Annotated in this window: 25 protein-coding genes; 14 read left to right on the top strand and 11 right to left on the bottom strand. The window is 71.2% G+C overall.

Translation table 11 applies throughout. From position 1 onward, the window contains the following. Positions 1 to 113 precede the first annotated feature (113 nt). The 4 genes from VFW71_10885 to VFW71_10870 form a co-directional block, all read right to left on the bottom strand. A complete protein-coding gene (locus VFW71_10885; GenBank protein ID HEU5003267.1) occupies positions 114 to 2429 on the bottom strand; it encodes a LuxR C-terminal-related transcriptional regulator in 2316 nt (771 codons plus the stop codon). Between the two features lie 68 nt (positions 2430 to 2497). Then, positions 2498 to 2710, bottom strand: a complete 213-nt coding sequence (locus VFW71_10880) for a hypothetical protein (protein ID HEU5003266.1) — start codon at positions 2708 to 2710, stop codon at positions 2498 to 2500. 423 nt (positions 2711 to 3133) lie between these two features. Beyond that, the gene (locus VFW71_10875; GenBank protein HEU5003265.1) at positions 3134 to 3892 is read right to left on the bottom strand and encodes a sulfite exporter TauE/SafE family protein; all 759 of its coding nucleotides are present in this window, start codon (positions 3890 to 3892) and stop codon (positions 3134 to 3136) included. A gap of 58 nt (positions 3893 to 3950) precedes the next feature. Further along, positions 3951 to 4760 (bottom strand): GntR family transcriptional regulator, encoded by an 810-nt coding sequence (locus tag VFW71_10870; GenBank protein ID HEU5003264.1) that lies wholly within the window; start codon positions 4758 to 4760, stop codon positions 3951 to 3953. Positions 4761 to 4819: 59 nt separating this feature from the next. On the opposite strand from VFW71_10870, the gene VFW71_10865 reads away from it, so the two are divergent. Together VFW71_10865 and VFW71_10860 are read left to right on the top strand one after the other, a co-directional pair. Continuing rightward, positions 4820 to 6214: an MBL fold metallo-hydrolase gene (locus VFW71_10865; GenBank protein HEU5003263.1), complete on the top strand. Its 1395-nt coding sequence runs from the start codon at positions 4820 to 4822 to the stop codon at positions 6212 to 6214. Further along, entirely contained in the window at positions 6211 to 7437 is a 1227-nt protein-coding gene (locus tag VFW71_10860; GenBank protein ID HEU5003262.1) for a rhodanese-like domain-containing protein, read from the top strand. The genes VFW71_10865 and VFW71_10860 overlap by 4 nt, the downstream gene beginning before the upstream one ends. A 44-nt stretch (positions 7438 to 7481) precedes the next feature. On the opposite strand, the gene VFW71_10855 is transcribed toward VFW71_10860, so the two are convergent. After that, positions 7482 to 8276, bottom strand: a complete 795-nt coding sequence (locus VFW71_10855; GenBank protein HEU5003261.1) for a hypothetical protein — start codon at positions 8274 to 8276, stop codon at positions 7482 to 7484. Between the two features lie 184 nt (positions 8277 to 8460). Here VFW71_10855 and VFW71_10850 point away from each other — a divergent pair, with 184 nt between their 5' ends. Next, on the top strand, positions 8461 to 8961 hold the full coding sequence (locus VFW71_10850) for a phage tail protein (GenBank protein ID HEU5003260.1): 501 nt from the start codon (positions 8461 to 8463) through the stop codon (positions 8959 to 8961). Positions 8962 to 9000: 39 nt separating this feature from the next. Here VFW71_10850 and VFW71_10845 read toward each other — a convergent pair whose 3' ends face one another. After that, the gene (locus VFW71_10845) at positions 9001 to 9366 is read right to left on the bottom strand and encodes an ArsC/Spx/MgsR family protein (protein HEU5003259.1); all 366 of its coding nucleotides are present in this window, start codon (positions 9364 to 9366) and stop codon (positions 9001 to 9003) included. A 318-nt stretch (positions 9367 to 9684) separates the two neighbouring features. On the opposite strand from VFW71_10845, the gene VFW71_10840 reads away from it, so the two are divergent. Genes VFW71_10840 through VFW71_10830 form a run of 3 tightly spaced genes read left to right on the top strand, consistent with a single transcriptional unit; the run spans position 9685 to position 11814 of the window. Continuing rightward, a complete protein-coding gene (locus VFW71_10840; GenBank protein HEU5003258.1) occupies positions 9685 to 11073 on the top strand; it encodes an SGNH/GDSL hydrolase family protein in 1389 nt (462 codons plus the stop codon). A gap of 3 nt (positions 11074 to 11076) precedes the next feature. Beyond that, the gene (locus tag VFW71_10835; protein ID HEU5003257.1) at positions 11077 to 11466 is read left to right on the top strand and encodes an NYN domain-containing protein; all 390 of its coding nucleotides are present in this window, start codon (positions 11077 to 11079) and stop codon (positions 11464 to 11466) included. A gap of 42 nt (positions 11467 to 11508) precedes the next feature. Then, positions 11509 to 11814, top strand: coding sequence for a hypothetical protein (locus tag VFW71_10830; GenBank protein HEU5003256.1), 306 nt, complete (start codon positions 11509 to 11511; stop codon positions 11812 to 11814). A gap of 218 nt (positions 11815 to 12032) precedes the next feature. On the opposite strand, the gene VFW71_10825 is transcribed toward VFW71_10830, so the two are convergent. Then, a complete protein-coding gene (locus VFW71_10825) occupies positions 12033 to 12401 on the bottom strand; it encodes a hypothetical protein (protein HEU5003255.1) in 369 nt (122 codons plus the stop codon). 830 nt (positions 12402 to 13231) lie between these two features. Continuing rightward, on the bottom strand, positions 13232 to 13555 hold the full coding sequence (locus tag VFW71_10820) for a hypothetical protein (protein ID HEU5003254.1): 324 nt from the start codon (positions 13553 to 13555) through the stop codon (positions 13232 to 13234). A 584-nt stretch (positions 13556 to 14139) separates the two neighbouring features. Here VFW71_10820 and VFW71_10815 point away from each other — a divergent pair. The 4 genes from VFW71_10815 to VFW71_10800 all read left to right on the top strand — a co-directional run bounded on the left by VFW71_10815 (position 14140) and on the right by VFW71_10800 (position 16359). Next, positions 14140 to 14283 (top strand): hypothetical protein, encoded by a 144-nt coding sequence (locus VFW71_10815; GenBank protein ID HEU5003253.1) that lies wholly within the window; start codon positions 14140 to 14142, stop codon positions 14281 to 14283. Between the two features lie 6 nt (positions 14284 to 14289). Next, complete coding sequence (locus VFW71_10810; protein HEU5003252.1) at positions 14290 to 15141, top strand: class I SAM-dependent methyltransferase; 852 nt, start codon at positions 14290 to 14292, stop codon at positions 15139 to 15141. A gap of 32 nt (positions 15142 to 15173) precedes the next feature. Then, complete coding sequence (locus tag VFW71_10805) at positions 15174 to 15830, top strand: helix-turn-helix domain-containing protein (protein HEU5003251.1); 657 nt, start codon at positions 15174 to 15176, stop codon at positions 15828 to 15830. A gap of 79 nt (positions 15831 to 15909) precedes the next feature. Then, on the top strand, positions 15910 to 16359 hold the full coding sequence (locus VFW71_10800) for an SRPBCC family protein (GenBank protein ID HEU5003250.1): 450 nt from the start codon (positions 15910 to 15912) through the stop codon (positions 16357 to 16359). Between the two features lie 118 nt (positions 16360 to 16477). Here the strand turns inward: VFW71_10800 and VFW71_10795 are convergent, their stop codons facing one another. After that, a complete protein-coding gene (locus VFW71_10795; GenBank protein ID HEU5003249.1) occupies positions 16478 to 19288 on the bottom strand; it encodes an AAA family ATPase in 2811 nt (936 codons plus the stop codon). A gap of 11 nt (positions 19289 to 19299) precedes the next feature. Beyond that, positions 19300 to 19941 (bottom strand): TetR/AcrR family transcriptional regulator, encoded by a 642-nt coding sequence (locus VFW71_10790; protein ID HEU5003248.1) that lies wholly within the window; start codon positions 19939 to 19941, stop codon positions 19300 to 19302. Positions 19942 to 20020: 79 nt separating this feature from the next. Here VFW71_10790 and VFW71_10785 point away from each other — a divergent pair, with 79 nt between their 5' ends. The 4 genes from VFW71_10785 to VFW71_10770 all read left to right on the top strand — a co-directional run bounded on the left by VFW71_10785 (position 20021) and on the right by VFW71_10770 (position 25576). Continuing rightward, entirely contained in the window at positions 20021 to 21229 is a 1209-nt protein-coding gene (locus tag VFW71_10785; protein HEU5003247.1) for a glycosyltransferase, read from the top strand. 52 nt (positions 21230 to 21281) lie between these two features. Further along, entirely contained in the window at positions 21282 to 24140 is a 2859-nt protein-coding gene (locus VFW71_10780) for an AAA family ATPase (protein HEU5003246.1), read from the top strand. A 92-nt stretch (positions 24141 to 24232) separates the two neighbouring features. Beyond that, a complete protein-coding gene (locus VFW71_10775; protein ID HEU5003245.1) occupies positions 24233 to 25255 on the top strand; it encodes a methyltransferase in 1023 nt (340 codons plus the stop codon). Positions 25256 to 25306: 51 nt separating this feature from the next. Further along, positions 25307 to 25576 carry a hypothetical protein gene (locus VFW71_10770; protein HEU5003244.1) on the top strand — a complete coding sequence of 90 codons (270 nt, stop codon included), beginning with the start codon at positions 25307 to 25309 and terminating at the stop codon, positions 25574 to 25576. Positions 25577 to 25723: 147 nt separating this feature from the next. Here the strand turns inward: VFW71_10770 and VFW71_10765 are convergent, their stop codons facing one another. Beyond that, a complete protein-coding gene (locus tag VFW71_10765; protein ID HEU5003243.1) occupies positions 25724 to 26092 on the bottom strand; it encodes a TraR/DksA C4-type zinc finger protein in 369 nt (122 codons plus the stop codon). Positions 26093 to 26481: the final 389 nt, after the last annotated feature.

Here is a 26481-nt window from a genome sequence, read left to right as displayed (position 1 = left end):
GCGCCCGTCTGTTTGGCGGACCGCCTTCAATGAGCCGGTCACGACGCTAGGAGGGCGGGCGCGGGAGGGGAACCGAAGAACTACGGCAGCGCGCTACGGAAGTTCGTCGCGGGCTACGGATCTCCCCTCCTGGCCGGCTCCTCGGCCAGCCAGGCGGCGATGCGGGATCGACTGTGGAACCCCAGCTTCGTGAGGATGCGGTCAATGTGGCTCTCGACCGTGCGCACGGAGAGTACGAGGGACTCGGCGATCTCCCGGTTGGTCAGCCCCGCCGCCACGAGGTGGGCAATCTGCTCCTCACGGCTGGTCAGGTCCCCGGGCCGGGCGGTCCTGCCATAGGCCCCGCCACTGGGAATACGAGACCCGGCGAGGGCAACTGCCTCGTCGAACGACAGCTCCTGTCCGGCGGCGAAGGCAAGCGTCGCCCGGGGCTCACCGGCCAGCATCCGCGCTCGGTCAAGCGCCCCGCCGATGAATCGCTGGAGCACGGGTGGCCGGCGCAGGCCGAACAGGCGGAAGGTCGCCTCCGCCGCTCCGAGGAGGCGCAGGGCCAGATCGGGATCGGACTCGGCAAAACAGGCTCCCAGGCCGGCGAGAGGGAGCTGGATGATGGGATCACCACTCGGGCGCAGCAACTCGATCGCCTGCCAGAAGCTCCGGTATGCCGACAGGGGCGCGCCGCTCCGTGCAGCCGCCCGACTGGGCCCCCCGGGACCGGCGCCGAGGGTGAGCATCGCCCACCAGCTGTGGGCCAGGGCGGTGCCGAACGCATCGCCCAGACGCTGTCCCTCCTTGACGAGCGCGTCGAACTCCGCGAGGAAATCGGCCGGCGGCGGCGAGACCGATGCCCTGGCCAACGCCCCCCGCACCCGGGCCCGGAAGCACCCCAGCTCGTTGGCCAGCTCGGCGTGCAGCACCTCGCTGCGCCGGTACTCGGACAGGGCGACGGGCAGGTCGTCCACCAGCCAGGCGGCCATGCCCAGTGCTAGGTGGGCCCAGGCCTCCCCCCAGCGGTCACCCAGCGCCTCGTAGAGCCGGCAACTCTCGGCGGCGAGGGCCTGACCCTGGGCGTCCTCGGCAGCAGCCAACGCCATGTAGCCCGCGGCCAGCAGCGCCCGTGCCCGGCGAGCCGAGGCGTCGTCGGACCGACCCAGCAGCGCCCGCAGGCGCTCCTCCATCTCCTGGAAGCCGAACAGCGAGCGGCGGACGTCCTCGACCAGCGTGCCCGCGAGCCCCAGGGCGGCGTCGGGGTCGTGATCCTGCCCCCAGTCCAACGCCACCCGAACGTTGTCCCGCTCGGCCTCCAGCACGTCGACCACCGAGCGGCCGCCCCCGCGAACCCGTTGCTCATGGGCCGACTCCGCCATGGTGGTGAAGTAGTCCAGATGGCGGGCCCGGCAGGCATCCCCCTCGCCTGCCTCCTCGAGGCGCTCGAGCCCGTAGGCCCGGAGTGTCTCGAGCAGCCGGTAGCGCGTGCCACCCGCGGCCGCCGGCTCGGCCACCACCATCGACGAGGCGCACAAGGACGCCAGGGCGGCGAGGATGGTCCCCCCATCCAAGCCATCCGGGGCGCAGACCGCCTCGGCGGCCCCGCGGGTGAAGCCACCGGCGAACACGCTCAGCCGCCGGTAGAGCGCCCGTTCCTCGGGCGCGAGCAGCGCATGGCTCCAGTCGACTGCCGCCCAGAGCGTCCGCTGGCGCTCGGCGGCCCCCCGGGCGCCGCCCTTGAGCACGTCGAACCGGCGATCGAGCAGGGGCACCAGCTCGGAGGGATGCATCACCGCCACCCAGGGCGCCGCCAGCTCGATGGCCAGCGGTATGCCGTCCAGCCGCCGGCAGATCACCTCGATGGCGGCGCGGCTGGCGTCGTCGAGGGCGAACCGGGCCTGGGCGGCCTGGGCCCGGTCGACGAACAGGGGAACGGCCTCCTCGGCGATCCGCAGGGGAGGGACGGCGACCACCCGCTCTCCTGCGACCCGCAGGGGAGTCCGGCTGGTGGAGAGGATCCCCACGTCCGGGCACCGCCCGATCAACGACTGGACCAGGTGGGCGCAGGCAGCAACGAGGTGCTCGCAGTTGTCCAGGAGCAGCAGGAGCCTGCGGTCTCCGATGGCCTCGGCGATCTCGCCGGAGAGCGCGTGCCCGGCCCGGCCCCGGATGCCGAGGGCACCGGCGACCGCTGGGGCGGCCAACTCCGGGGAGGCGACCCCGGCGAGCTCCACCAGCACGAGCCCATCCGGGAACATCCCCGCCAGCCGGCCAGCGGACTCCAGGGCGAGGCGGGACTTGCCCGACCCGCCAGGCCCGGTGAGGGTCACCACGTGCCCGGCGGTGAGGAGCTCGGCGAGGTCGGCGAGCTCATGGGCCCGCCCGACAAAGGACGTGCGGGACAGGGGAAGCCGGTGCAGCCCCCGCTCGGTCCTGCTCATCCGCCGCCCCTCATCCCTCCCGGGCACCACCCCGGGCGGCCAGTGCGGCCCGCCCCGGGATCCCCTGGTCAGCCCGTTGGGGCCTCCCCGCCGGCCTCGCCCAGCCCATCTTCTCCGGTCCCGGTCCCGGGCGCCGTCCGGTCCGCGTCCATGGCCGGTTGCGGCTCGGGCTCGGGTGCCAGGAGTGCCGCCTCCAGCAGGGCAGTGAGGTGGCGCCGGTAGCGGGCGGTGGACCAGCCCTGGTCCTCGACCAGGTCGCTCCAGACCCGCTGGGAAGTCACAGCCCACAAGCAGCGGGCGGCCGACGGGATGTCCCAGTGCCGCGCCAGGCACCCGTCCCGTCGGAGACGGCGCACCAGCTGCACACACCGCTCGAGGCGCGCATGCTCCAGCTCCTCCCAGGCGGCAGCCGCCGCCGGGCGGGCCCGGGGCCTCGTTCGGAGTCTGTGAGTGCTGAGTCCCCTATAGCACCCCCGGACACTCACAGACAAGCCACAGCGGACTCAGGGGGGCGCCGCTGCGGCACAAACATACGGCTCATGCCTGAACCGGAGCCGGAACCCAACCGGTCGCTCTGGGGCAGCGGGATCATCCCGGTCCGCGGTTGGGTGCCCGGCCGGTCGAGACTCACTGGTGGCGGTTCAGCTGCCCGGGTAGGTCGAATCCCTTGCGGGAGGCCACGCCCGAGGTTGGTTCTCCAGAACCTAGCGGCGGGTAATTTGGGTGAACAGGAAGTACACAGCGAAGGTGACCACTATGCAGCCGAAGGCAACCCGGAGGCGGTCATTCTTGAAGTGTTGGGCCAGCATTCCGCCCAGGTAGGCGGCAGGGATGGAGCCGGCGGCGAAGGCTGCCGCCACAGGCCAATTCACGTGGCCGAGGGCCCAGTGCGTGACCAGCGTGGGTATCGACAAGGCCGCGATCACCGCCAGGCTGGTCCCCGACGACGTGCGCATCGGCAGCCCGAGCACCAACAGGTAGAGGGGCACCAGCAAGAAGCCACCCCCGTTGGCCAACAGACCCGTGAACAGCCCGACGCTGGCCGCGCCCCCGACCACGAACCAGGGATTGCTGAGCCGCCGGAAACCGTGGCGCAGCGTGGCCGGGGAGATGGGCCGCAGGACCCGCAGGCCCACGATGACCAGCACCACCCCCGAGGCCACGAGCAGGCTATGGCCCCCTACGTGCGGCGAGGCCAGTGCCCCCAGCACGGTCATCGGCAGACCGCCGGCCACCGAGAGGCCGACCACCCGCCAGTTCACCTCCCCGCGGCGCAGGTAGCCCACCGCTCCCGAGGCCGCGGAAGGCAGGGCTGCGGGCAGGGCGGAGGCGACGGCGTAGAACGGGGGCACGCCGAGCAGGGCGAGGACAGGCGTGGCGAACGACGAGCCACCCACCCCGAAGAGGCCGAAGAGCATGCCCACGGCCACCCCCCCTCCGAGCACGCCGACCTCGGAGGCCATCAGTCCCCGTCCTCTGCCCCGCCGTTGCCCGTCAGGGCGAGGTCTGCACGAGAAGCGGTCACGAACCGAGCCGGCCGTCGCCGACAAGGGATAGCTGCGCCCCGGCCGCATGCGGGCCGCCGGTGGCCCACGAGGTGACGAAGGCGTAGCGGTCCCCCCGGACCAGCGTGTGGCGCCGCTCGAGCAGGCGGTCGCCCACCCACGTGCGCCGCTCGACACTGAACGCCGCGCCCCCCGCCTCTATACCGAGGGCGTGGGCTTCCTCCGGTTCAGGGACCACCGGTCGAATGTGTTCCTCACCCCGGCTCGGGCGCACACCGCACCGGCTCCACAGTTCGTCGTACAAGGCGGCGTGGTCGAAGTCCGCGGCCAGGACCGCCTCGGCCAGATCCGCCGGTAGCCAGATCCGGTCCATTGCCAGGGGTAGCCCCCCCGCCAGGCGGAGCCGCTCCAGGTAGACCACCGTGGCGTCGGCGCTTATGCCCAGATCCTCAGCGGCAACCGCATCCTGGCGCAGGTCCTTGGCCAGCACCAGGCTGCGCTGCTCGACACCCTGCGCCTCGATCGCCTGGAAGAGGCTGTACAGGGCGCCCACCGGCTGCTGGAACTCGGCGCGCACAAAGGTGCCCCGGCCCCGCTGGCGGTCGAGACCGATCCGGTCGCCGAGCTTGCGTACGGCGTCGCGCACCGTCTGGCGACTCACCGCATAGCTCTCGGTCAGCTCCTTGTCGGTCGGGAACTGACTGGCGAAGGCACCTGCTGCATGGCGGCGCTCGAGCTCACTCAAGAGTTGCGCCCACAACGGCAGGGGGCTGGACCGGTCCAGGGGCCGGGGCTCGTCCTCGCTCGGGCTGCGTAGTGCGTGCACGGATGTATGATACTGATATTCGAATGTTATGACAATAACCGTGGGGGGGGTGACCTGCCGTGGACGTGGTGACGATCGAGACTCCGGCACTCGGGGACCGCAGCTACCTGGTCCACGACGGTGAAGCCGCGCTGGTCATCGACCCCCAGCGCGACATCGACCGGATGATGGAGGCCGCGGAGGCCGCCGGGGTGCGCTACACGCATGTTGCTGAGACCCACATCCATAATGACTACGTCAGCGGCGGCCTCGATCTCGCCCGCCGCACGGGGGCGGCGTACGTGATTCCGGACGGCAACGACGTTGCATTCGAGCACCGGGCTGTGCATAACGGCGACGTGATCCGTGTCGGTCGCCTGCAAGTGCGGGTCATGGCCACCCCTGGTCACACCCGCCACCATGCCGCCTACCTCGTGTCGGAGCCCGGGCAGCCCGCCGCCCTGTTTAGCGGTGGGTCGCTGCTGTACGGCACGGTTGGGCGCACAGACCTCCTCGGCCCGGAGGCCACCCAGGAACTGACCCGTGCCCAGTACCGCTCGGTGCGCCGGTTGGCCGCAGAACTGGAGGACGACGTCGCCGTGTGGCCCACCCACGGGTTCGGCAGCTTCTGTTCGTCGGCGCCATCCTCGGGGGCAGCGACGGCCACGATGGGCCGGGAACGCGCCACCAACATGGCGCTCACCATCCCCGATGAGGAGACCTTCGTGGCGCGGCTGCTGGATGGCCTGACCGCGTACCCCCGGTATTACACCCACATGGCTCCGATGAACCAGGCCGGGCCGGCCCCCTTCGCCCTGCAGGCCCCTGAACCGCTCGATGGCGAGGGCCTGCGTCGCCGTATCCGGGAGGGAGGCTGGGTCGTCGACCTCGCCGAGCGCCGGCTCTTCAGCGGCGGCCACGTGCCCGGGACCATCTCCGTCGAGCTGGGCGATTCGTTCGCCACCTATCTCGGCTGGGTGGTGCCCTGGGGCCGGCCGATCACCCTCGTCGGCGACTCGATGTCCCAGGTGAACAAGGCGCAGCGTGCCCTCGCCCGCATCGGGATCGACGACCTCGATGGCGCGGCAACCGGCCCTCGGCTAGCCCTGGCCGCGGGCACATCGCTCGCCCACTACCCGGCAGCGGATTTCCCTGAGCTCGCCCGCGCCTCGCAGACGGTCTCCCGGACGGGAGTCCCCGCCCCGATGGTTCTCGACGTGCGGCGCGACGACGAGCGTGCCCGGGGTTGGATCGAGGGATCCCTCCACGTTCCTCTCCAGGATCTCCCGGACAGCATCGCCGGACTGCCCGCCGATACCCTCTGGGTTCACTGCGCCAGCGGATTCCGGGCCAGCATCGCCGCTAGCATTCTCGACCGCGCCGGGCACCCGGTGGTGCTGGTCGATGACCACTGGGCGCACGCCGCCCGGAGCGGGTTGGCCATCGCCGGGCCTGGGAAAGGATCACCGAAGTGAAAGCAGAAGAACTGCAGGAGCGCCAGCGGGATGTCCAGCTCCTCGACGTGCGCCGCAGCAATGAATGGGCGGCGGGGCGGATCGATGGGGCCGTCCACGTCCCGCTTCACGAGCTTGCCGATCGGCTCAGCGAGGTGGACCCTACCCGCCTGGTGGTCGTCACCTGCCGGACCGGGCCCCGTAGCCTCCAGGCGGCCGAGCTGCTCGAGGCGCAGGGCTTCCGGATTGACACGCTGGAAGGCGGCATCCGCGCCTGGGTGGAGCATGGGCTCCCGATCATCGCCGCCGATGGCAGCGCCGGGTCCGTCGTCGACCCCGAGGAGGAGCCGCCGGCCGACGCCCCGCCCGCAGCGCCCGCAGGCCCGCGGGGCTTCGCCATCCCTGCCATCGGTGACCTGGCACTGGCTGGGACCATTGCTGATACGGCCGAGAGGCTGGGGTACACAACGGTGTGGACCGACGACCGGCCCGAGTCCGACGGCCTGGAGGCGGCCGCGGCGATGCTGGCGGCAACCACCGCCATCCGGATCGGCATCGGCCCCCTTGCCTGCGATCGGCGCACCGCCGAGGAAGCCGCAGGGTGGCTGGCTGGACGCGGACTCGACCTCAGCCGGCTCGTGGTGGCCGTAGGCCCCGGCGCATCTCCCACCCCGGAGGCCGCCACGGCGGCGTACCTCGCCGACCTTCGCCGGCTACTGGGCGCCGAGGTGCGCCTCGGCATGGCTGCAGTCAGTGCGGCCATGTGCCGGCTTGCGGGCGAGACCGCGGAGCTGGTCCTGTTGGAATGGATGAACCCGGAACGGATCCAGTGGGCCCGGGCGCACGTCGATCAAGGCTGGACGACTGCAGGGCGGCGGGCAGGCAAGGCTCCGCCGGAGGTGGTGGCCTACATACGAACGACGATTGGTGAGGGAGCTGCGCTTAGGCTCAGCGCTTCGGCGGCACCGTACGCCTCATCACCGCCCTTCGCTCAGAACTTCGCGGAAATGGGCCTCGCGGCGGTGGGAGTGGCGGCCGTGGTTCCGTCCTGGGCGGGATCGCTGCTCCGTCCCTATGAACAGGTGCTCGACGAGGCGGCGATCAAGCCGGTCGTGACCCTGCCCAGTTCGGCAAATCCCGACCTCGGGCAGGTCTTCTACCCGCTGAGCATTCTCCTGGAGATTGCCCAAGGCCTCCATCCAGGAACGGCCTTGCCCGGCACGGTCCACGCCGGACAGATCTGAACCTCACCCCAGCAGTGCAGCTCGGTGTCGGTTAGCTCTGGCTATCAGTCTCGCCAGTTGCGGCAGAAAAGGCACACGGTATTCAACAGGCCCTTGTCCACCAGCACGCCGATGACGTCGCCGGTCCGGTACACGGTCTCCACCTCGTCCCCGGAGCTTGGACCGATGCCCTTGCGGAAGGTGGCGTACTGCAGGCGTGCATCGACATCTGGGCTCGCCCGCACGAAGAACTGGAACCCCTGGGCGGACCAGTCGCTCCCCACACCGCCGAAGAAGGCGAAGCCAACACAGTCGACATTCTTCTTCGTAACGGGGTTCAAGATGCTCTTCATGCCCGGGATGGAGACGGAGAAGGGAACGACCGTTAGCTGGCCGAAACATTCCAAGTCAATGTCGTCGAGCTTCGAGGTACCGGCGTTCATCAGGATGCCCCGCACGTGGACCTTCAGCTCGAGCCACTCGATCACGTCCATGATCAACGTGTACAAGGCGATGCCGATGCCGACTTCCGTTGATGCCGCGCCTGCGATGCCCTCGATCAGGTCAAGGAAAAAGCTGTTCTCACTCGGATTCCCCGGTTCTGGCTCACTTGGGAGTGTGTAATCCCTCGTTGAGATGATCCCCGTCGCGCTCTGGTATTGAGCAAGCAGCGAGGTGAGATCCGCCCCTGGCTTGAGCGCCTTCTTGAACGCCTGCTGCGCCGTACCAAGGGTCGTGAAGAAGGTGTCCACTGCTGCGACCGGGTCACGCCCCGTCAGCCCTTCTTTCAATGCCTTGAACTGAGTGCTCTCTTTGGCGATCCAGATGATGTTCGAATATTGACAATTGTCATATTGCATCGGTGGCTCCCTTCTTGTATTCGACTCGGTTGATCTGCGGACCTGGGCGCCGAGATGCCCAGGGGGCTCCGCACGGGTACCACCCACCCCCGGGTATGCGCTCCGCATTGTCTAGCAGGTGCGGTCCGACTGTCACGCCCGATTGACCCATACGCAGACCCGCAGTGCCGCTACCATGACCGGTATGGAAGCGAGTGATACCGACGGGGACCACTCCGACCTCGACCAGGTGGTGGATTTCCAGACCGTCTCCACCACCGGGCTGGAGTCGTCGCCGTTCGCCCCGGCCCTCGCTGGGCTCCGTGCCAACGAGGCCCGCTACTTCCGGAACAAGTACGGCCACGTCTTCACGGTGACGCCTGCCGGCAACGCTCAGAGGACGGTCGACTGGGTGCACCGGATCCTCAAGGAGGAACGCGACATCGTCATCCAGTCACCCCCGCTCGAAGCCACAGCCTTCGAAGTCGAGGGCATCCGCATGGCCTACGTGTTCTACGAGAGCGGCCTGTCGATCAACGTGATGTACACCATCGACGACGCCGGCAAGCGGGCGGTCGGCTTCAAGCTCTGCGAAGGGATGCCGATCCCCGATGAACTCGCCTCGAAGTTCAAGTTCGCCCGGCAGAATTCGAAGCTGGCCGGCACCATCCGAGGTTCCTACTTCACCATCAAGAACGCGTACTGACCCAGCTGCTCGGGGACTCGCTCGTTTGACCTCGTCAGATCATTCGGCGGTCGTGGTGGAGTCGATGAGTCCCAGAACCAGCTCGGGGGGCCGTGCCACCACTGCCCGGTCGCCCAGGATCACGATCGGGCGCTGGATGAGGATGGGATGGGCCACCATGGCATCCAGCAGCGCCTCCCGGCCTGCCCCGGCAAGCCCCAGCTCCTGGTAGACCGGCTCCTTCTCCCGCACGATCTCCCTCGGGTCATCGGTACCGAGGAGTTCCAGGACGTGGTCCAGGTCGGCACGGGTCGGGGCCTTCTCCAGGTAGCGGACGTAGTGGATATCGACGCCGCGCTCCCCGAGGATCCCCTCGACGGTCCGGCAGTTGCTGCAGGCCGGGTTGAAGTAGACGGAGACGTTCATAGGTCCTCCAGTCTAGACAGTGCCCGGATGGGGGCGGTTCGCCGGGCCCAGGCCCTGGACCGCCGGCGGGAGCAGCGCGGCAACCCCGGCATCCCCGCGAGCCCAGCCGCGCTCGTCACGTTGCTCAAGGTGGTCCCGCACGCTTATACGATGCCGCACCGGTGGATCCCCCGCCGGGCCGGTCGGGAGCACGCGTTTGGGCACCGTGTGCGGCCCACGGTGCACCGGGACGGAGGCCGGCCAGGTATACCCCGCGACCGAGCACCGCTTCCCGGGTACCACCCTGGAGGCCAAACCGGGCACAAGGAAGGGAGCGAGATGGCTCGCACGGCGAAGATCCTCGCCTGGCTGGTCGCGGCCGTCCTGATCTCCGCCGTCTCGATCGCCGTGGCGTTGCTCGTCACGCCCACCCAGGAGGTCTCGGCGGTCGGCCAGACCGTGCGGGTCGGGGCGTCGGCCCCGTCGCTGAGCGCGTCGGGCCCCGGGGAACTGGACCTGTTCGGCCAGCACCTGCCCACCACCATCCAGTTCGTCGGCCCCATCCGGCCCCGGCTGGTCCTGGCCCACATCTCGGTGAACAGCCAGGTGGCCGCGCTGTTCACGCCCTCAGGGGCAGCCGAGTCCAAGGCCGAGGTCGGGCGGGCCCTGGAGGCCGGCTGGACCCGGTACTTCGTCTGGGAGACCGTGATCGCCGGGGCAGTGGGCCTGCTCCTGGCAGGCACGGTGGCCGGCTGGCGACGCCTCTCGTGGCGGCGGACCGTCACCCTGCTCGCCGCCGGCCTCCTCGTGGTGGAGGCGGCCAACCTCGGCGGCGTCATGGTCACCGCCTACTCCGCCGGGTCCCGGCTGCGCTCGATCGGGTCGCTCAATGCGGTGGTGGGGTCCGCTCCCCTGCCGGCGGTCCCGCCGGCAACCGCGGCGGTCCCTTCCGGTACCAACGCCGTCGTCCTCGGCGATTCCACGGCGGCGGGGGACGGCAACCCGCTGGTCCCGGATCCCACCGCCGAGGACCGGGCCTGCCACCGGAGCGCCGAGAGCTACGCCAACGTTCTGGCCGCCACCAACGGCTGGCAGGTGCTGAATCTGGCCTGCAGCGGGGCGACCATTCCGGCCGGGATTCTCGGTCCCCAGGCGGTGGGCTCGGTGACTGCCCCGCCCCAGCTCTCCGCCGCCGAGACGGCGACCAACCTCTCCGCCGTCTTCGTCAGCGTCGGGGCGGACGACTTGCAGTGGTCCGCCCTCCTGGTCCTGTGTGCCAGCACGCCCGAATGCCGAAACGACGCGGCGGTCACCTTCTTCCAGCAGCAACTCGCCACCTTCGCCCAGCAGTACTACCGGCTGCTGCAGCAGCTCGCCGCTTTGCCCGGCAGCCCCCGAGTGATCGTCAACCTGTACTACAGCCCGTTCGACACCGACAAGACCTGCCTCAATGCCACCGGCCTCACTGCCACCAAGCAGAAGGCGATGCTGGGCCTTCTCGACGCCCTGAACACCGTCCTGGCCAAGGGGGCCGCCGCGGCATCGATGACCGCAGTAGAGCCGAGGTTCACGGGTCACGCCCTGTGCGACCCGCAGCCCTACGTGCAGGGGCTCAAAGATCCGGCCCCCTTCCACCCCACGCAGGCAGGAGAGCTGGCGATTGCCCTCGCCGACGAGCGCCAGCTGCAGCAGCCGCTGGCGACGCCCTCGCCCAGCCGCAGCGGCTGAGCCATGGCGCCCGTGCGGTGGATCGTGGATGCGTCCAATGTCATCGGCTCGCGGCCCGACGGCTGGTGGCACGACCGGGACCGCGCAGCGAGGCGGCTGGCTGATGACGTCACCGCCTGGGCGGCAGTCACGGGGAGTTCGGTGACCCTCGTGCTGGACAGGCCAGTGGCCGGGCTGGAACCGGGACTGCACGACGGGGTCACGGTGGCGGTCGCCCGCTGGCGGGGGCGCGACGCGGCCGATCACGAGATCGTATGGATCGTGGAGGAGGATGCCGAGCCGGGCACCCTCCGGGTCGTAACCTCGGACCGGCGCCTGCGCGAGCGCGTGGAGGCCCTAGGGGGCCGCGTGGTTTCGTCGCTGCGCTTCCGCACCGACCTCGACCGCTCGTAAGCGGCGCCCGGCGTCCACCGTGGCGGTCAGGCCAAACGGGGAGTGCGGGGCGCCGCCAACAAGCAACTGGCGCCGCCGGCCGCGGGCCTCGCCGACCGCCCCGGCCGATACATGGCGGAGTGGTACATCCACCAGCTGTACCACGCCGCCAACAAGCAACTGGCGCCCCGGCCACGGGCCGCCGGCGCCGGCCCTGACCTCACCGACCGCCCCTGGACGCTGGCCGCGGGCCTCGCCGACCGCCCCGGCCGATACCTGGCGGAGTGGTACATCCACCAGCTGTACCACGCCGCCAACAAGCAACTGGCGCCCCGGCCACGGGCCGCGGGCCACCAGCGCCGGCCCTGACCTCACCGGCCGCCCCGGACGCCGGCCACGGGCGTCGCTGGCCGTCGGCCGATACCTGGCGGAGTGGTACAGCCACCAGCTGTACCACGCCGCCAACAAGCAACTGGCGCCCCGGCCACGGGCCGCGGGCCGCCAGCGCCGGCCCTGACCTCACCGACCGCCCCGGCCGCTACCCGGCGGAGTGGTACACGGGTCCGGCGGGGCGCCCGGGACGTCCCTCAGCCAGCCATCTGGGCGGCCAGGTGTGCCAGGACCGGCGCGATGTCCTCGGTGGGACTGAACTCCAGGAAGGTCGCCCCTTCTCCCCCCGACCAACCGGTGTGGCCGCCGGGCCAGAAGTAGCATTCCCCCGCCGCAGTCACCTCCTCGGTGCCGTCGGCGTAGCGGACGTGCATGGACCCGCGCTGGACGTATCCCCAGTGCGGGCAGTGGCAGAGGTCGTCCGGCAGGCCGGCAAGCAGGGGCGTGAAGTCCACCCCCGCCGGCAAAGTGACCACCCGCACCGTGATCCCGCCCCAGTCGGCGCCGTGCGTCTCGATCCCGCCCTGCCGCACCTCTAGTGGGATGGATGCTGCATCAGCATGCATGGCCGTATCCTTTCCTCGATGTCCACCCTGGGGCGTAACAAGACGGGTTACGGCGGGACGGCGTCATCCCTGGGGGCGGAAGCTGACGCGGCGTACCAGGCCGGCGACCTCGAGCGCACCCTTGTGCTGTGGGAGCGTGCCCATGCCGCGGCGCTGGCCGAGGGCGACAGGTCCGCCGCCGCCGACTGCGCCCTGCGCGTCGCGCTGCACCTGCTCATGGACACAGGATTCATGGCTCCGGTGCGCTGCTGGGCCCGCCGCTCGGCGCGGCTGCTGGAGGGTCAGGCCGACAGCCCGACCCACGCCTGGTTGGCAGTTGTCGATGCCTACGAACGGTTCCTCGCCGGCGACTACCAGGCCGCACGGGGGAGTGCCCGCCGGGCGGTATCGATCGGGTCGGCGGTTGGGGAATGGGCGGCCGTTGCCGTGGGACGCCTCGCCGAAGGGCGCTGCCTGATCCTCCAGGGCGAGGTGCCGCAAGGGCTCGCCCTGCTCGACGAGGCGGGAGCTGCGGTCCTGTCGGGTGAGCTGGACCCGGTCTCGGCCGGCATCGTGTACTGCGAACTGATCTGTGCCTACCAGGGCCTGGCGCTGTACGACCGGGCCGAGGACTGGACCACGGTCATGGAACGGTGGCGGGCCACCGAAGCCCTGGGCAGCTTCGGCGGGCGGTGCCGCGTGCACCGGGCGGAGCTCCTGCGGCTCCGGGGTGCGGCCGCCGAGGCCGAGGCCGAAGCGGTGCGGGCGTGCGACGAGCTGCGGCCGTACCTGCGCCTGGAGTTCGGCTGGCCGTTGGCCGAGCTGGGACGCATCCGGCTGTGCCGGGGCGATTACCCGGGCGCCGAGGAAGCGCTGGCTGCCGCCCGCGAGACCGGGTGGGATGTGGAGCCCTGGGCGTCGCTGCTGCTCGCCCGTCTGGGCCGGCTGGAGGAGGCGGCGCGGTCCATCCGGGAGGCGCTGGCGCAGCCCGTGGCCTCGATGCGCTCGAAGGAGTTGCCGCCCCACAGCGAGCTGCGCCGGGCTCCCCTTCTGGAGGCGGCGGTGGAGATCTTCGCCGCCGCCCGGGCCGAGGACGAGGCACTGGCTGCCGCGGCGGCGCTCGGCGAGATCGCCCGCCGGTTTGACTCGCCGGCACTCCATGCCGCCGCGGCCACGGCCCAGGGCCGCGTGCTGCAGTTGGGAGGCGACCCGGGAGCGGCAGCCCAGTCACTGCACGAGGCGGTACGGCTGTGGAGCGAAGTCGGCGCCACCCGGGAACGCGATGCCGCCCGGGCGTTGCTCCCGCCTGCCAGCTGGGTGCCCCCCGGAAGCGGTCCCCCGCCGCCGGGTGCAGTCTTCCGGCGGCAGGGAGACTTCTGGACCCTGGGCATGGCGGGCGAGGCGAGGGTGCTTCTCAAAGACCTGCGGGGCCTGGCGCTCCTCTCGCGACTCCTGGCAGCGCCCGGCCAGGAGCTGCATGTGCTTGACTTGGCGGCGCCGGGAACGGGTCGCCGTGCGGAGGCTGCCGGGATGCCGGTCCTCGATGCCGTGGCCAAGCAGATGTACCGGCGGCGACTCACCGAGATCGAGGAGGACATGGCCGAGGCAACAGCGTTGGGCGATCTCGAGCGGGCGGCCCGGGCGGGGGCAGAGCGGGAGTTCCTGGTCCGGGAGCTGTCCGCCGCGGTGGGGCTCGGCGGGCGGGACCGGCGGGCGGGACCGGCGGGCGGGCGCCACGTCGGAGCGCGCCCGGGCCAGTGTGACCCGGGCGATCCGCCTGGCGATCCGGCGGATCGCGGCCCGGGATCCGCTGCTCGGGGAACACCTCGGCCGGACGATCCGGACCGGAACCTACTGCTCCTACCTGCCCGATCCGCTCGCGCCGGTGCACTGGGAACTGTAGGCCGGCATGGACCAGGACCGCTCGCCGGACCGGGTATTCGCCGGGCAGGTCCCCGCGATCTACGACGACGTGCTGGTACCGATGATCTTCGGACCGTACGCCCGCGACCTTGCAGGCCGGCTGCGGGGGCGGGACTCGGGGTCGATCCTCGAAGTGGCCGCCGGCACCGGGGTGCTGACGCGGGCGCTGGCGGCGATGCTCCCCGCCTCGGTGGCCCTCGTCGCCAGCGACCTGAACCCAGACATGATCGAACGGGCGCAGGTGGTGGGCACTGCCCGGGCAGTGCGCTGGGACCAGGCAGACGTCCAGTCGCTCCCGTACGCCGACGAGTCGTTCGACGCCGTGGTGTCGCAGTTCGGGGCCATGTTCTTCCCCGATAAGGCCAGGGCCTTCGCCGAGGTGCACCGGGTGTTGCGCCCGGGAGGCGAGTTCCTCTTCAGCGTGTGGGATCGGATCGAAACCAGCGAGTTCGCGCTCGCTGTTACAGAGGCGCTGGCGATCCAGTTTCCGGATGACCCTCCCGAGTTCCTGCGCCGCACTCCCCACGGTTACGCGGACCCGGGGGTTATCCGCCGGCATCTTGAGGAGGCGGGCTTCCGGGGTGCGATGCAGGTGGAGTTGGTGGAAGAGCAGAGCCGGGCTGCCACGGCCGCCGATGTCGCCATCGCCTTCTGCCAGGGAACCCCGCTGCGCGCCGAGATCGAGCGGCAGGCCCCGCCGGGGCAGGCCCCGCAGCGGCTGGCCGAGGCGACCGCCGCCGCCCGCCGGGCAGTCGAGGAACGTTTCGGGGCAACGGAGTGCGTCGGGCGGATGTCCGCCTGGGTCGTTACCGCCTGCAGGGCTCCCGGGGCGCTCTGAGGGCCTGGGTGAGGCATCGGTACCATCACCCGATGACGAACCGCCAGCCTCCCGCCCCGCGCCCCCTCAGCCGGCAGGAGCGAGCGGGCCGGACTAGGCAGCGCATCGTCCAAGCCGCCTACCGGCTGTTCCTCGAGCGGGGGTACGAGGCAACCACGATGCAGGACGTCGCCGATACCGCCGGCGTTGCCGTGCAGACCATGTACTACACATTCAAGACCAAGGCCCAGCTCCTGGCCGACGTGGAGATGCTGGCCGTGCTGGGCGACCGACCCTCCGCCGAGTGGCGCAACACCCCACTGGCAACGGGACTGCTCGGCGCCGCAACGGTGGATGAGCTCGTGGCCGCCTTCGTGGCTGCCGACACGAACATCAAGACCCGGCTGGCCCCGTTCACGGTGGCAGTCGGTGCTGCGTTGCCCTCTGATCCGGAGGCGGTTGCCCGCCGCGAGAGCGGCCGGGACGAGTTTTTCCGGCTCTTCATCGATCGGCTCGCCAGCCGTCACGGCCTGCGCCCGGGCATGAGTGCGGAGCGGGCCCTGGACATCCTGCGCGTCGTCGACTCCCTGCCCGCCTTCATCGAGCTGACGACCCGGCGGGGGTGGACGCTCCAGCAGTGGCAGTCATGGCTCATTGCCACCATCGAAACCCAGTTCCTGGCCGAGAAAAACCCCGAGACCGGGGCTTGACCCAGCGGTCGCCTCCCGCCATACTAGAGTAACCACTAGTGATTAGTCTAGTGGCACATCTTTTGGGGGAGGGGTTCCAATGATCACGTGGCGCCGCACCGCTCCGGTCCAGGCCTCGGCCGAGGACACCTTCGACGTCATCGGCACAAACGTCGCCGCCAACCAGCCGAAATGGGAGAAAGAGGTGCAGGAGGTCCGGCTGCTCACGGCCGGCCCGATCGGCGTGGGGAGCCGGGCGGTCATGGTGCGCCGGGAGATGGGCCGCACGCGTGAATCCGAATACGAGGTGACCGAGTTCCAGCCCGGGGCCAGCATCGCCTTCCGCCATCCCCACGACGCTCTGGGCTTTGCCTTGCGGTTCCGGGTTGCCCCGGTGGCCACTGACCGCTGCGAGCTCACGGTGGACGTGTCGGCCGAGCCCAAGGGCGCCCTGCGGCTCATGGCACCGATGTTGCGCCTCGGGTTCCCGAAGCGCTGCCAGCGCATCACCGACTCCATGATCCAGTTGGTGGAGGCGAGCGCCAGCTAGGAGCCCAGACCCGCCCGCTGAACGAGGGCGGCGTCGCTGTACCGGTTGGACACGCACGCTTGGGCAGCACAATCGAGGCCTGGACGCTGACGGTCGTCGCTCTCCGAAGGGGTGCTTGCTATTGGGTCTCCACCCTGGTTGTTTCGCCCTGCAGCACCCCCGAGAGCTGGGGCCTCCCTGCTACCCCCAGCTTGGTGTAGGCCCGGGACAGGTGGCCCTCCACCGTCTTCAGGGTCACGTAGAGCTCGTAGGCGATCTCGCGGTTGGTGCGGCCTTCGGCGGCGAGGCGCACGACCCGGAGCTCACCGGGGCTCAGCGCCTCGAGGCCGCGCCGCCACGCATGCCGGGGTCGGGCGCCTGTGGCTCTGAGCTCCTCCCGGGCCCGAGCAGCCAGCCGGCGGCCGCCGCAGCGCACGGCGAGGTCAAGCGCTTCCGCCAGCGGTTCGCGGGCGGCCGCCCGCTGGCCCGACCGCCGTAGGGCGGCCCCCAGGGCGGCAAGGGAATGGGCAAGCTCCAGGATCGCCGGCGACGCTCTCAAGCTGGCAACCGATTCATGCAACAGTTCGAGCCCGCGCTCGCCTCCCTCCGCCAGGCCAGCCACGCGTGACGCCACGCCGAGCGCCCGCCGGGCGCCGAAGCGCCGGATGTCAGCCAACTCGGCGGCGGCAATCTCGCGGGCGGCGTCGCGCTCACCGAGGCCCAGCAGAGCCTGGGCGGCACCCGAGCGGGCGTGCACGTAGCCCACATCGCGCAGATCTGCGCCCCACACCTGCGGGCTGAACATGTCGGCGCACCGCCGGAAGTCGGCGAGGGCGTCGCCCGGCCGTCCCTGGGCCAGCCGCAGCCGCCCGCGTGCGGCGGGAATGAGCACGGTCCCGACTCCTGCCGGCCAGCCCCCCGGGGGCAGGAGGTCGATCAAGGCCTCTGCTTCGTCGAGTTGGCCGGCCTCGACTGCCACGTCGGCCAGCACGGTGACCGCGAAGGCGAGCCCGGGAGCGAAGTCGCCCTCCTGCAGGACGCGCAGCGCGACCCGGGCCGCCGAATCGGCCTCGGGCAGCGCGCCCAGCCGCAGCCGCAGCAGGCCCAGCGTGCTGTAGACCGCGACGAGCCCCCGGGCGCTGCCCGATCGGTGGACCTCGGCGATCATAGGCCCCAGGGCGGCGTCTACCCGGTCGAACGCCTCGGCGGTCACCAGGCTCCACAGCAATGCTGCCCGTGTGTCCCAGCTCTCTGCCCGGGCCTCCGCATGCGCGAGAGCCTGCTCCAGCGGGGCCACTGCGTCGTCCACCGGCTGCCCCGCCAGCAGCGCCGCCATGCCGCGCGCCACCGCTACCGCCTCCGCCCTCCCACCCGCATTCGTGCGGGAGGAGAGGCGGTGCAGGATCGGCACAACATGTCGTGCACGACGCGCATCGTGCAACCCGCACACGACCAACTCGCCCTCCAGGCGGGCCGCGAGCCCCTCGTCGCGGTCGCCCAACTCCTGGAGGGCGCGCTCGATGACGTCCACGGCGTCCACCCAGCGGAACAGCGAGGCATAGGTTGCAGCGGCCTCGATCGCGATCTCGGCACGCTCCCGGGAATCGCGGGCTCCCAGCAACGCTGCTTCCAGGTGACCGCAGGCCGCCTCACTCCCGGCAGCTGCTTCGGACTGCGCCGCTTCCCGCAGGACCGCCACGCGCTCCGCCGCCGGGACCGGCTCGGACAGCGCCCGCTGCAGCAAGGCGGCGGCGGCCGCCGGCGCACCGCTCTGCATCGCTGCCGTAGCCCCCTCGCGCAACCGGTCAAGGACCCATCGATCCCCCGCCGGGCGCACTCCGAGGAGATGGGCGGCGACCTGTCCGGCTGGCTTGCCCTCGTCGTGCAGCACCCGGGCAGCCGCCCGGTGGGCGGCGTCGCGTTGATCGCTGCCCAGTGATCCCTCGATCGCATCGCGCACGACCGGATGGATGAAGCGGGCAGGGTCCTCCACCGCAAGCACCTCGATGCGCACCAGCCCCGCGGCGAGGAAGAGCGCGTGCGCCATGGGCACGCCGGCGATCGCGGCGGCGTGGCGCAGGTCGGCGCCGTCCCCGAGCACCGCGAGCGCCTGCGCCAGGCTCAGCGCGTTCGGATCCAGCCCCCGGATCCGGGTCACCACCCTCCGGCCCACTCCCTCGTGCCCGTGGGCCAGCAGCTCGGCGGGGTCCAGCTCGGCCAGCGGCCGGCCGTCGTGGCCCGCCGCCCGCAGGACCTCATTCACGTACAGGGGATTCCCGCCGCTGGCTTCCCACACGGCGGCGGTCAGTTCAGGCCGGGCGCCGGGGCCCAGGACCTCACGGACAAGGTCCCCGACCGCAGCCTCGCTCAGCAACCCAGGCTGCACGACCGTGGGCGTTGCCTCTCGCAGGGCCGCCAGCGAGACAGTCTCGGAGGCAGGCTCCGTCGGGCGCAGGGCGATCAGCAGCGCCACCGGGAGGCCCTCGAGCCTCGGGCTGAGGTGGGCCAGCCATCGCAACGAAGCCTCGTCCGCCCACTGTGCGTCATCGATGGCGATCAGCAGGGGCCGGCGGTCCGCAAGGTTGGCGGTGAGCCAGTACAGGCCGTGCAACACGGCAAACGAGGTGTCCGGCGCCGAGGTCTGCGCGAACTCCCCCAGCAGCAGGGCACGAACGGCCCCGGCCGGGCCGGCAAGGAGGTCGGCACGCTCGCCCGACCCGAAGCCCATCAGCTCCCGCTCGAACAGCTGGCGGACCACGCCGAACGGGAAGCCTGCCTCCAGCTCCGAGCCTCGGCCACGCAGGACCCCGCGGCCCCGCTCCGCGCCCAGCCGGCAGGCAGTGCCCAGCAAGGCCGTCTTGCCGATGCCGGCCCGGCCTTCGATGATGAGCACCCCGCCCCCCTCGAGGAGCCGATCGACCGCCGCCAGCTCGTCCTCACGCTCAAGCAACGGTCCCATGGTCATCCCTGGGTGCGGGCCCGGGAACGGGCCTTGGGCGGCAGCAGCAGCGAGGCGAGCGCCTCGCCCAGCCATTCCTCGAACTGATCTGGAAGCCAGCCCGAGTCGCCGACCAGCGATTGGTACAGCTGGGGCGCCGTCATCGCCCGCACGACGGCGGTGGCACCGGCCAACCCGAGCGACGCCACGAGCTCACTCTCCACGCCGGCCAGCACCCGCCCCATGGCTGCCGCCCGCGCCCCGGCCCAACCGTCAACCATCGCCCGGATCTCGGCGTCACCGGCAGCCGCGACCTCCAACATGGTCAGGATGTCGCCCCCCTCTTCCCACTGGAGGCGGACGGCCCGGGCAAGCAGAGCCAGGCGGCGGCGGGCTCCGGGCGCGGCCATCGCCTCCTGGACCAGCACCAGTGTCTGGGCACGCTCCAGCCACTGCTCGCAGATGGCGCCGAGGATCGCTTTCTTGGTCCCGAAGGCGGCATAGACCGTCCGCACTGCCACCCCCACCTCGGCGGCAATCGCCTCCATGCTGGTTTGGGCGTACCCCTGGCGTGCGAAGAGGTCCCGGGCCGCGGTGGCAATCCGCGCCTTGGTCTCCTCGGCCTGGCGTTGCCGGTAGGTCATCGGGGCCTTGACGTCGTCCACAACCGACGCTACAGTACCACCCACGTCACTACAGCTTCAATGCAGTGACATTAGGCAACCTGAACTAAGGAGGCTGGTCATGCAGTCACGTTCCGTGCGAGTGCTGTTCACCCTGATCCCCGGTGCCGGCCATCTGAGCGCAGTTGCCCCACTGGCCCGGGCACTGCAGGACAGCGGTCATGAGGTGCGCGTGGCCACCGCTGCCTCCTTCGGCGGTGCCGTGCAGGCCGTGGGGCTCACCCCGGTGGCTACCGGAGCAGACTGGGCAGGGACTCCCCCCACTGAGGACTTCGCCCGGCAATCCTCCATCGAGCAGCTGCGCTGGCTGACCGGCTTCACGTCCGGCCCGCAGGCAGCCGGGCTGGTGGAGCTTGCCGGATCCTGGACCCCGGACCTGATGGTGCGGGACAACCTCGACTTCGGGGCCTGGGCGGCGGCCGAGGAGCTCAACCTTCCGGTGGCCGTGTTCGGGGTCACCGACACGATGCCGGCGCCGGTGGCGCAGTTGCTGCTGGGCGATGTGCTCGCCAGCCTGCGGTCGGAACGGGGCCTCGCTCCCGATCCCGAGCTCACCAGCCTGACCGGCGATGCCTACCTGGACCGGACGCCCCCGGCGCTGGCCAACCCATACCTGGCGGCCGACACCCGGCGCTGGGCCATCCGGCCGGAGGTATACGCCCGCCGGAGCGATGTGATGGCACCCGGTTGGCTGGACGACCTCGGGGGGAGGCCGTTGGTCTACGTGACGCTCGGGACGGTGGTCAACCGCTTGCTGCCGGTATTCCGCACCATTGCCGAGGCCCTGGAGGGCCGGGACATCGATGTGGTGATGACGACCGGCGACCCCGCTGCCGTGGAAACGCTGCGTCCGCTGCCCGCCAATGTCAGGACCGCGGCGTACATCCCGCAGGACGCCGTGCTGGCGAAGGCATCCGGGGTCGTGTGCCATGCCGGCCGGGGCACGGTCTACGGTGCGCTGGGGGCTGGGGTCCCGCTCTGCCTGCTGCCCCTGGGAACCGACCAGCCCCTGGTGGCCGCCGCCTGCGCCCGGGCGGGGGCGGCGGTGGTCTGCGCCACCACGACCACCCAGATCGGCCCGATGGCCGCCCCCTTGACGGTTCCGGCCGACCTCACTGCCCAGATGGTGTCGGCCGCGGTCGACTCGATGCTGGCCGGTGGTGACCTGCACCGCCGCACCCGGGAGATCGCCGCCGAGATCGCCGCCATGCCGGCAGCCGCCGAGGTGGCCGAGCGGCTCCCCGAACTGGCCGGGGCCCGGCGCGCCTGACACCGGGGGAGGCTGGATCATCGCCCACCGCGAGCGGTGCTTCAATTGGCACATGCAGGCACCGCGGCGTACCGAGTTCGTCGGACGGCAGCGTGAATTGGCGGTGGTGGATGCCGCCCTGGCACGCGCCGAAGCCGGCGAGGCGGCGGTGGTGCTGTGCCGCGGGGAGGCGGGCATCGGCAAGACCCGCCTGGCCGAGGAAGCGGCGGGGCGGGCTGCCGGGCGCGGGTTCGCGGTGGCCTGGGGGATGGCCGACGACAGCGTGGCCACCCCTCCGCTGTGGCCCTGGAGGCAGGTCTTCCGAGCCCTGCAGACCTCGACCCGCATCCTGAGCATCGCGGGCGACCAGGCGGTGGCTGCGCCGCTTCGCCGGCTGTGGGGTGAGGGAGCCAAAGCCCAGTGGGTGGAGACCGGCGCTGAGGAACGCTTCCTGGTCTTCGATGCGGTGAGCCGGGTGCTTGCGGCGACGGCGGCCGAGGAGCGCCTGGCGATCTTCCTGGAGGACATGCACTGGGCCGACGAGGCGTCGCTTCTCCTGCTTCGGCAGCTGGCCCTGGGCCTGCCCGCCGCGCGCTGTCTGGTCTGGATCAACACCCGGGATCCGGCCCCCGGCGGCCTGGTGGAGCGGTTGGCCGGGCTACGCCGGGTCCACGACCTCCCGCTGGTGGGCCTGGAGCCGGACAGCGTCCGCCGGGAGCTGGAGTCGCTGACCGGCACCGAGGTGACCGAGTCGGAATTCGCCGGGATCACGGCGCTGACCGGCGGCAATCCCTTTTCGGTGCGGGAGGCGGCCATCAGCCTGGGCGAGCAACGGGCCGGGGGGCGGGGTCACCTGGGCACCGCCGTACGCCCCCGGCTTGCCCGCCTGCCTGAGGCTACCCAGACCGCGGTGCAGGGGGCGGCCGTGCTGGGGAGGGAGTTCGACTCCTCGGTGCTGGCGGGCGTCTTGGCCATCGCAGAAGGCGCGTGCCTGGAGGCGCTCGCACCGGCCGTCGCCGCAGGCCTCCTGCAGGCGGGCCTCCCGCCCGCCAGCCACCGGTTCGCCCATGCCCTGGTCCACGGCGCTGTCCTGGAAGGGATTTCGCCCGCGGTGCAGCACGCCTTGCACCGGGGCGCCGCCGAGGCGCTCGAAGCCCGCCACGGCAGCGAGGCCGGCCCCCACCTGTTCGAGATTGCCCGGCACCGGGCGGCGTCGGCCAGTGGTGGCTCCCGCGGCCTCGCCGCCTCCTGGCTCGAGCGTGCGGCCGACCTGGCCATGGCGCAGTTGGGGTACGAACACGCCGCCCGGCTCTACGAGCAGGCCGCGTCGGTCGGAGGAGCCGAGATCGACGCCCAGGCGCGCAGCAGGCTGCTCCTCGGCGCGGCCCGGGCGCACAACCTGGCCGGCGCGCTGGGCGACTGCCATCGCTGCCGGATGTCTGCCCTTGAGTCGGCACCGGACCAAGCCCGTCCGCACCTGGTGGTCGAGGCGGCCCTGGTCTTGGATCCGGTCGGCCAACCAGGCTTCGACCTTGCCACGCGTCAGATGTGCCGGGAGGTGCTCGACCGCCTCGGCCCCGATCCGACTCCCCTCCGCGCCCGGCTGTCGGCGCGTTTCGCCGAGACCTTCATCTTCCTCCCCGACAATGACGCGGCAGAGGAGGCCAGCGCCGAGGCGGTGCGCGTTGCCGAGGCGTCGGGTGATCTGGCTGCCCGGGTGGCCGCCTTCCGGGCACGGCAGGTCGTGGCCGCCCACCCCGGGAAACTGGCGGAGCGAGAGGAAGTGGCCGACCGCCTGACCCGGCTGGGGGAGGCCGCCGGGCGGGCCGATGTCGAGCTCCGGGGTCGGCTCTGCCGGGTGGACGTCCTGTTCCAACAAGGCCGATTGGGACGGATCCCGGGCGAGTTGGATCGCTCGGCGGTGCTGGCCGATGCGCTGCGCAGCCCGCTCGCCCGGTACCAGGTGCTTCACACCCGGGCGGTGCTGGCGCAGGCGCAGGGCCGGCTGGCCGAGGCGCGCCGGTTGAGCGACGAGGCGATCGGCCTGGCGGCGTGGGGCGACCATCCGGAGCCTCCGAACCGGCGCGCCGCGGTCCTGTCCGGCATTGCCCGGCACGCCGGGCTGGACGGCGTAACCCGGACCGCGCTGGAGAGCAGCACGCCGGGGGGACGTCCGCCCTTCATCGCCGATCTCGCCCTGGCCCATGACCTGGCGGGTGAGGGACGGCTCGGAGAGGCAGGCGACCTCTGGCGTTCCCTCGGGCCAGTGGCGCACTGGCGCCCGCCCCCCCATGTCGTGTTGTTGGGCGCCGCTCTGGGGCTCGAGACGGCCATCGCGCTGGGCCGACCCGAGGATGTCCAGGTACTCCAGGACTGGCTGCAGGCCTACCGCGGCCATCACGTCGCCTGCGGTCTGGGGGCGGCCACCTACCTGGGTCCGGTGGAACTCTGGCTTGGGAAGGCCGCCCTGCATCTGGGGCAGCGTGACGCCGCCGCGGCATTCCTCGGCCAGGCCCGCCAGCTCAGCCGGGAGGCCGGTGCCGCGGGATACGAGCTGGAGAGCGCCAGCGATGAGGCTGCGGCCCTGCTCCTCCGGGACGCGCCGGGCGATCGGGAAGGGGCGCGGGCACTCGCCGCTGAGCATCTCGACGCCGCACGGGCGCTGAGACTGCATGCGGTTGCCGGGCGGATGCAGGACGTGCTCGATGCGGTGGAGCGCTCGGCCCCCGGGCCGCTTACCGTCCGGGAGCGGGAGGTAGCCGGGCTTGTGGCGCAGGGTCTCTCCAACCGGGAGATCGCCGACCGGCTCGTGCTCTCGGAGCGCACCGCACAGAACCACGTGCAGCACATCCTGACCAAGCTGGGATTCCGCAACCGGGCCCAGGTTGCGCTCTGGTTCGAGCGGCAGGGCACCATCCACGGCGAGAAATGAGTACGCCGCCTGAGCAATCCGGCGGATGACCTGCTGCAGCCTCCTTCCTATCGTCGCTGGTGTACACGCCACGTCGAGAAAGGGAGGCGGAAATGGCAGCAACCACAACGGAACCAGCGACGGAGCCGGGCACCCGGGCGCCCCATGAGGTCATCTGGGGACTCGCCCAGGCGGTGGTTCCCTCACGAGCCCTGCACGTGGTGGCGGAGGTCGGCGTTGCTGACCATCTTGGCGACGAGGCGCTCCCGGCAGCAGCCCTGGCGGGTCCCTGCCAGGTGGACGCGATGGCGCTCGAACGCCTCCTGCGGCTCCTCTGCGCCCATGGCATCTTCGAGTGCGCCGGTGAGGGGTTCCGGCATAACCGGGTGTCCCGCTTGCTGTGCAGCGACCACCCGCGGTCGATGCGGTCGTTCGCCCGCATCAATGGCCTTCCGGTGGCGCGGGCGGCAATCGCCGCTTTGGATCACGCCGCCGCCACCGGCCGCCCCGGCGCGGAATGCGTCGACCCCGCGGGCTTCTTTCATTACCTCGAAGGCCACGCAGAGGAAGCCGCAGTGTTCGGCCAGGCAATGGCAGACAAGGCACGGGCGGACATCGACGACCTCCTGGCCGCCTACGACTTCCGGCCGTTCGGAACCATCGCCGACATCGCCGGCGGCCGGGGTCATCTGCTGCACGCCATCCTGGCGGTCGCCCCGGAAGCCCGGGGCGTGTTATTCGACCTTCCCGAAGTAGTCGGCGGCGCCGGTCCCCATCCCGAACGGCTCCGTACCCAAGCCGGTGACTTCTTCCACGATCCGCTCCCCGCCGCCGATCTCTACCTGCTCATGGAGGTCCTGCACGACTGGCGGGACCGGGAAGCCGCCGCCATCCTCGGGGCGATCCGCCGTGCGGCGCAGCCGGGCGCCACCATGCTGATCATCGAACACCTCCTGCCTGACGAGGGGGTCGATCTGGTCAGCCAGACCCTGGATGTCCTCATGCTGGCCGTGACCGGTGGCCAGGAGCGGCGGCCCTCGGACTTGCGAGCCCTCCTGCGCTCCACCGGATTCCAGCCCGGGCGCGTCATCCACACCGCAGGGCCCATCAGTGCAGTCGAAGCTGTCGCCATCTGACGCAGCCGCCAGGAACCGAACTGTCCCGTGAGGGACGAAAGGAGGAGCACGATGCACGCACTGGTATTTCAGGCATCACTCAAGCCCGGGTTCTCCCCGAGCGATCAGGACCGCGAGCTGGACGGGCTCGTGGCGTTCATGAAGACGGTTCCCGGCTTCGTCCGGGGAACCTGGGCGGCTTCCGGCCAGAACGCCATGAGTTTCCTCGTCTTTGACTCAGAGGAAGCGGCATTGCGGGTCGCAGCCAACGCCAAGGTGCCCGCGGATGCCACCATCGAGTTCCGCTCGTCCAACGTCTACGAGATCGCGCGCGACGTCTGACCGGCAGCCCGAGTTCGAGAGGGCCCTCGCGGTGGGGGCCCTCTCGTTCGCCGGGCAGATCTCAGACGCCGCAGGGCAACGCCGCCGAGGCCATCGTGGTCTACGCAACCTGTGCGGTACAAGACTGCCCCGGCGAAGCGCCGCGGATCAATGCCTGATCTCGGCCTTCTCCTGGTCCTCGAGGCAGAAGCGGGTGGCAGGCTGGGCGGCGAGGCGCTCGTCCCCGATCGCCCTGCCGCACGCCTCGCAGATGCCGTAGGTGCCCGCCTTGAGGCGTGCCCGGGCGGCCGCGACGTCGGCGAGCCCGGCCTCGACCGTCTCGAGGATGGAGAGCCGCTTCTCCCGCTCGAAGGTCTCTGTCGCCACGTCGCCGGGGTGCTGGTCGTAGTCCGCGATCTCGGAGATGCTGTCCATCTCTGAGCCCGCCGCCAGCGATTCCAGCTCGGTGGTGTGCCGGAGCCCGCTCAGGCGCTCCTCCTCATGATCGAGCAACTCTGCCGCACGATGATTGTCCACAATTGGGCTCCATTTCGCAGTGTGCCCTCCACTTCTACCCAGCGGGCGTGCCTGGTTTCATGTCGCGCGCTTCATGGGTTGGGTTGTGGTGCAAGTCAGGGGGAAGACCTGTGCTTTACAGGGCGAAGAAACCTCCCCGTGATGATGTGGGCGGCGGTCCGGGTCCGGGCTCTGACACGAACATCTGCCGGGTCAAGGGGCACCCGGACCCACGCCGTCGTTCCGGGTCCGCACATGCGGCCCCTCGGGCTGAGGTCGGGGACATTCGTCCCGGGCAGTGGGACACCTATGAGGGTCGGGCTGTCAAGCGGCGGTTTGCTTCGCCTTTGCCTTTCCCCTCCCGGACCAACCGAGGGCCGTCTGCGAAGCAGACCGAAGGCCCTTGACGG

The sequence above is a fragment of the Actinomycetota bacterium genome, from assembly GCA_035765775.1.
In the GTDB taxonomy this organism is placed as follows: Bacteria; Actinomycetota; CADDZG01; order JAHWKV01; family JAOPZY01; genus DASTWV01.
This window is presented reverse-complemented; position numbering and strand designations above follow the sequence as displayed.

Bases quoted from the DNA above. Each gene is read 5' to 3' on its own strand.
- VFW71_10885 (HEU5003267.1), bottom strand. From the start codon at position 2,429: ATGAGCAGGACCGAGCGGGGGCTGCACCGGCTTCCCCTGTCCCGCACG.
- VFW71_10875 (HEU5003265.1), bottom strand. From the start codon at position 3,892: ATGGCCTCCGAGGTCGGCGTGCTCGGAGGGGGGGTGGCCGTGGGCATG.
- VFW71_10855 (HEU5003261.1), bottom strand. From the start codon at position 8,276: ATGCAATATGACAATTGTCAATATTCGAACATCATCTGGATCGCCAAA.
- VFW71_10850 (HEU5003260.1), top strand. From the start codon at position 8,461: ATGGAAGCGAGTGATACCGACGGGGACCACTCCGACCTCGACCAGGTG.
- VFW71_10845 (HEU5003259.1), bottom strand. From the start codon at position 9,366: ATGAACGTCTCCGTCTACTTCAACCCGGCCTGCAGCAACTGCCGGACC.
- VFW71_10840 (HEU5003258.1), top strand. From the start codon at position 9,685: ATGGCTCGCACGGCGAAGATCCTCGCCTGGCTGGTCGCGGCCGTCCTG.
- VFW71_10835 (HEU5003257.1), top strand. From the start codon at position 11,077: ATGGCGCCCGTGCGGTGGATCGTGGATGCGTCCAATGTCATCGGCTCG.
- VFW71_10825 (HEU5003255.1), bottom strand. From the start codon at position 12,401: ATGCATGCTGATGCAGCATCCATCCCACTAGAGGTGCGGCAGGGCGGG.
- VFW71_10810 (HEU5003252.1), top strand. From the start codon at position 14,290: ATGGACCAGGACCGCTCGCCGGACCGGGTATTCGCCGGGCAGGTCCCC.
- VFW71_10805 (HEU5003251.1), top strand. From the start codon at position 15,174: ATGACGAACCGCCAGCCTCCCGCCCCGCGCCCCCTCAGCCGGCAGGAG.
- VFW71_10800 (HEU5003250.1), top strand. From the start codon at position 15,910: ATGATCACGTGGCGCCGCACCGCTCCGGTCCAGGCCTCGGCCGAGGAC.
- VFW71_10785 (HEU5003247.1), top strand. From the start codon at position 20,021: ATGCAGTCACGTTCCGTGCGAGTGCTGTTCACCCTGATCCCCGGTGCC.
- VFW71_10780 (HEU5003246.1), top strand. From the start codon at position 21,282: ATGCAGGCACCGCGGCGTACCGAGTTCGTCGGACGGCAGCGTGAATTG.
- VFW71_10775 (HEU5003245.1), top strand. From the start codon at position 24,233: ATGGCAGCAACCACAACGGAACCAGCGACGGAGCCGGGCACCCGGGCG.
- VFW71_10770 (HEU5003244.1), top strand. From the start codon at position 25,307: ATGCACGCACTGGTATTTCAGGCATCACTCAAGCCCGGGTTCTCCCCG.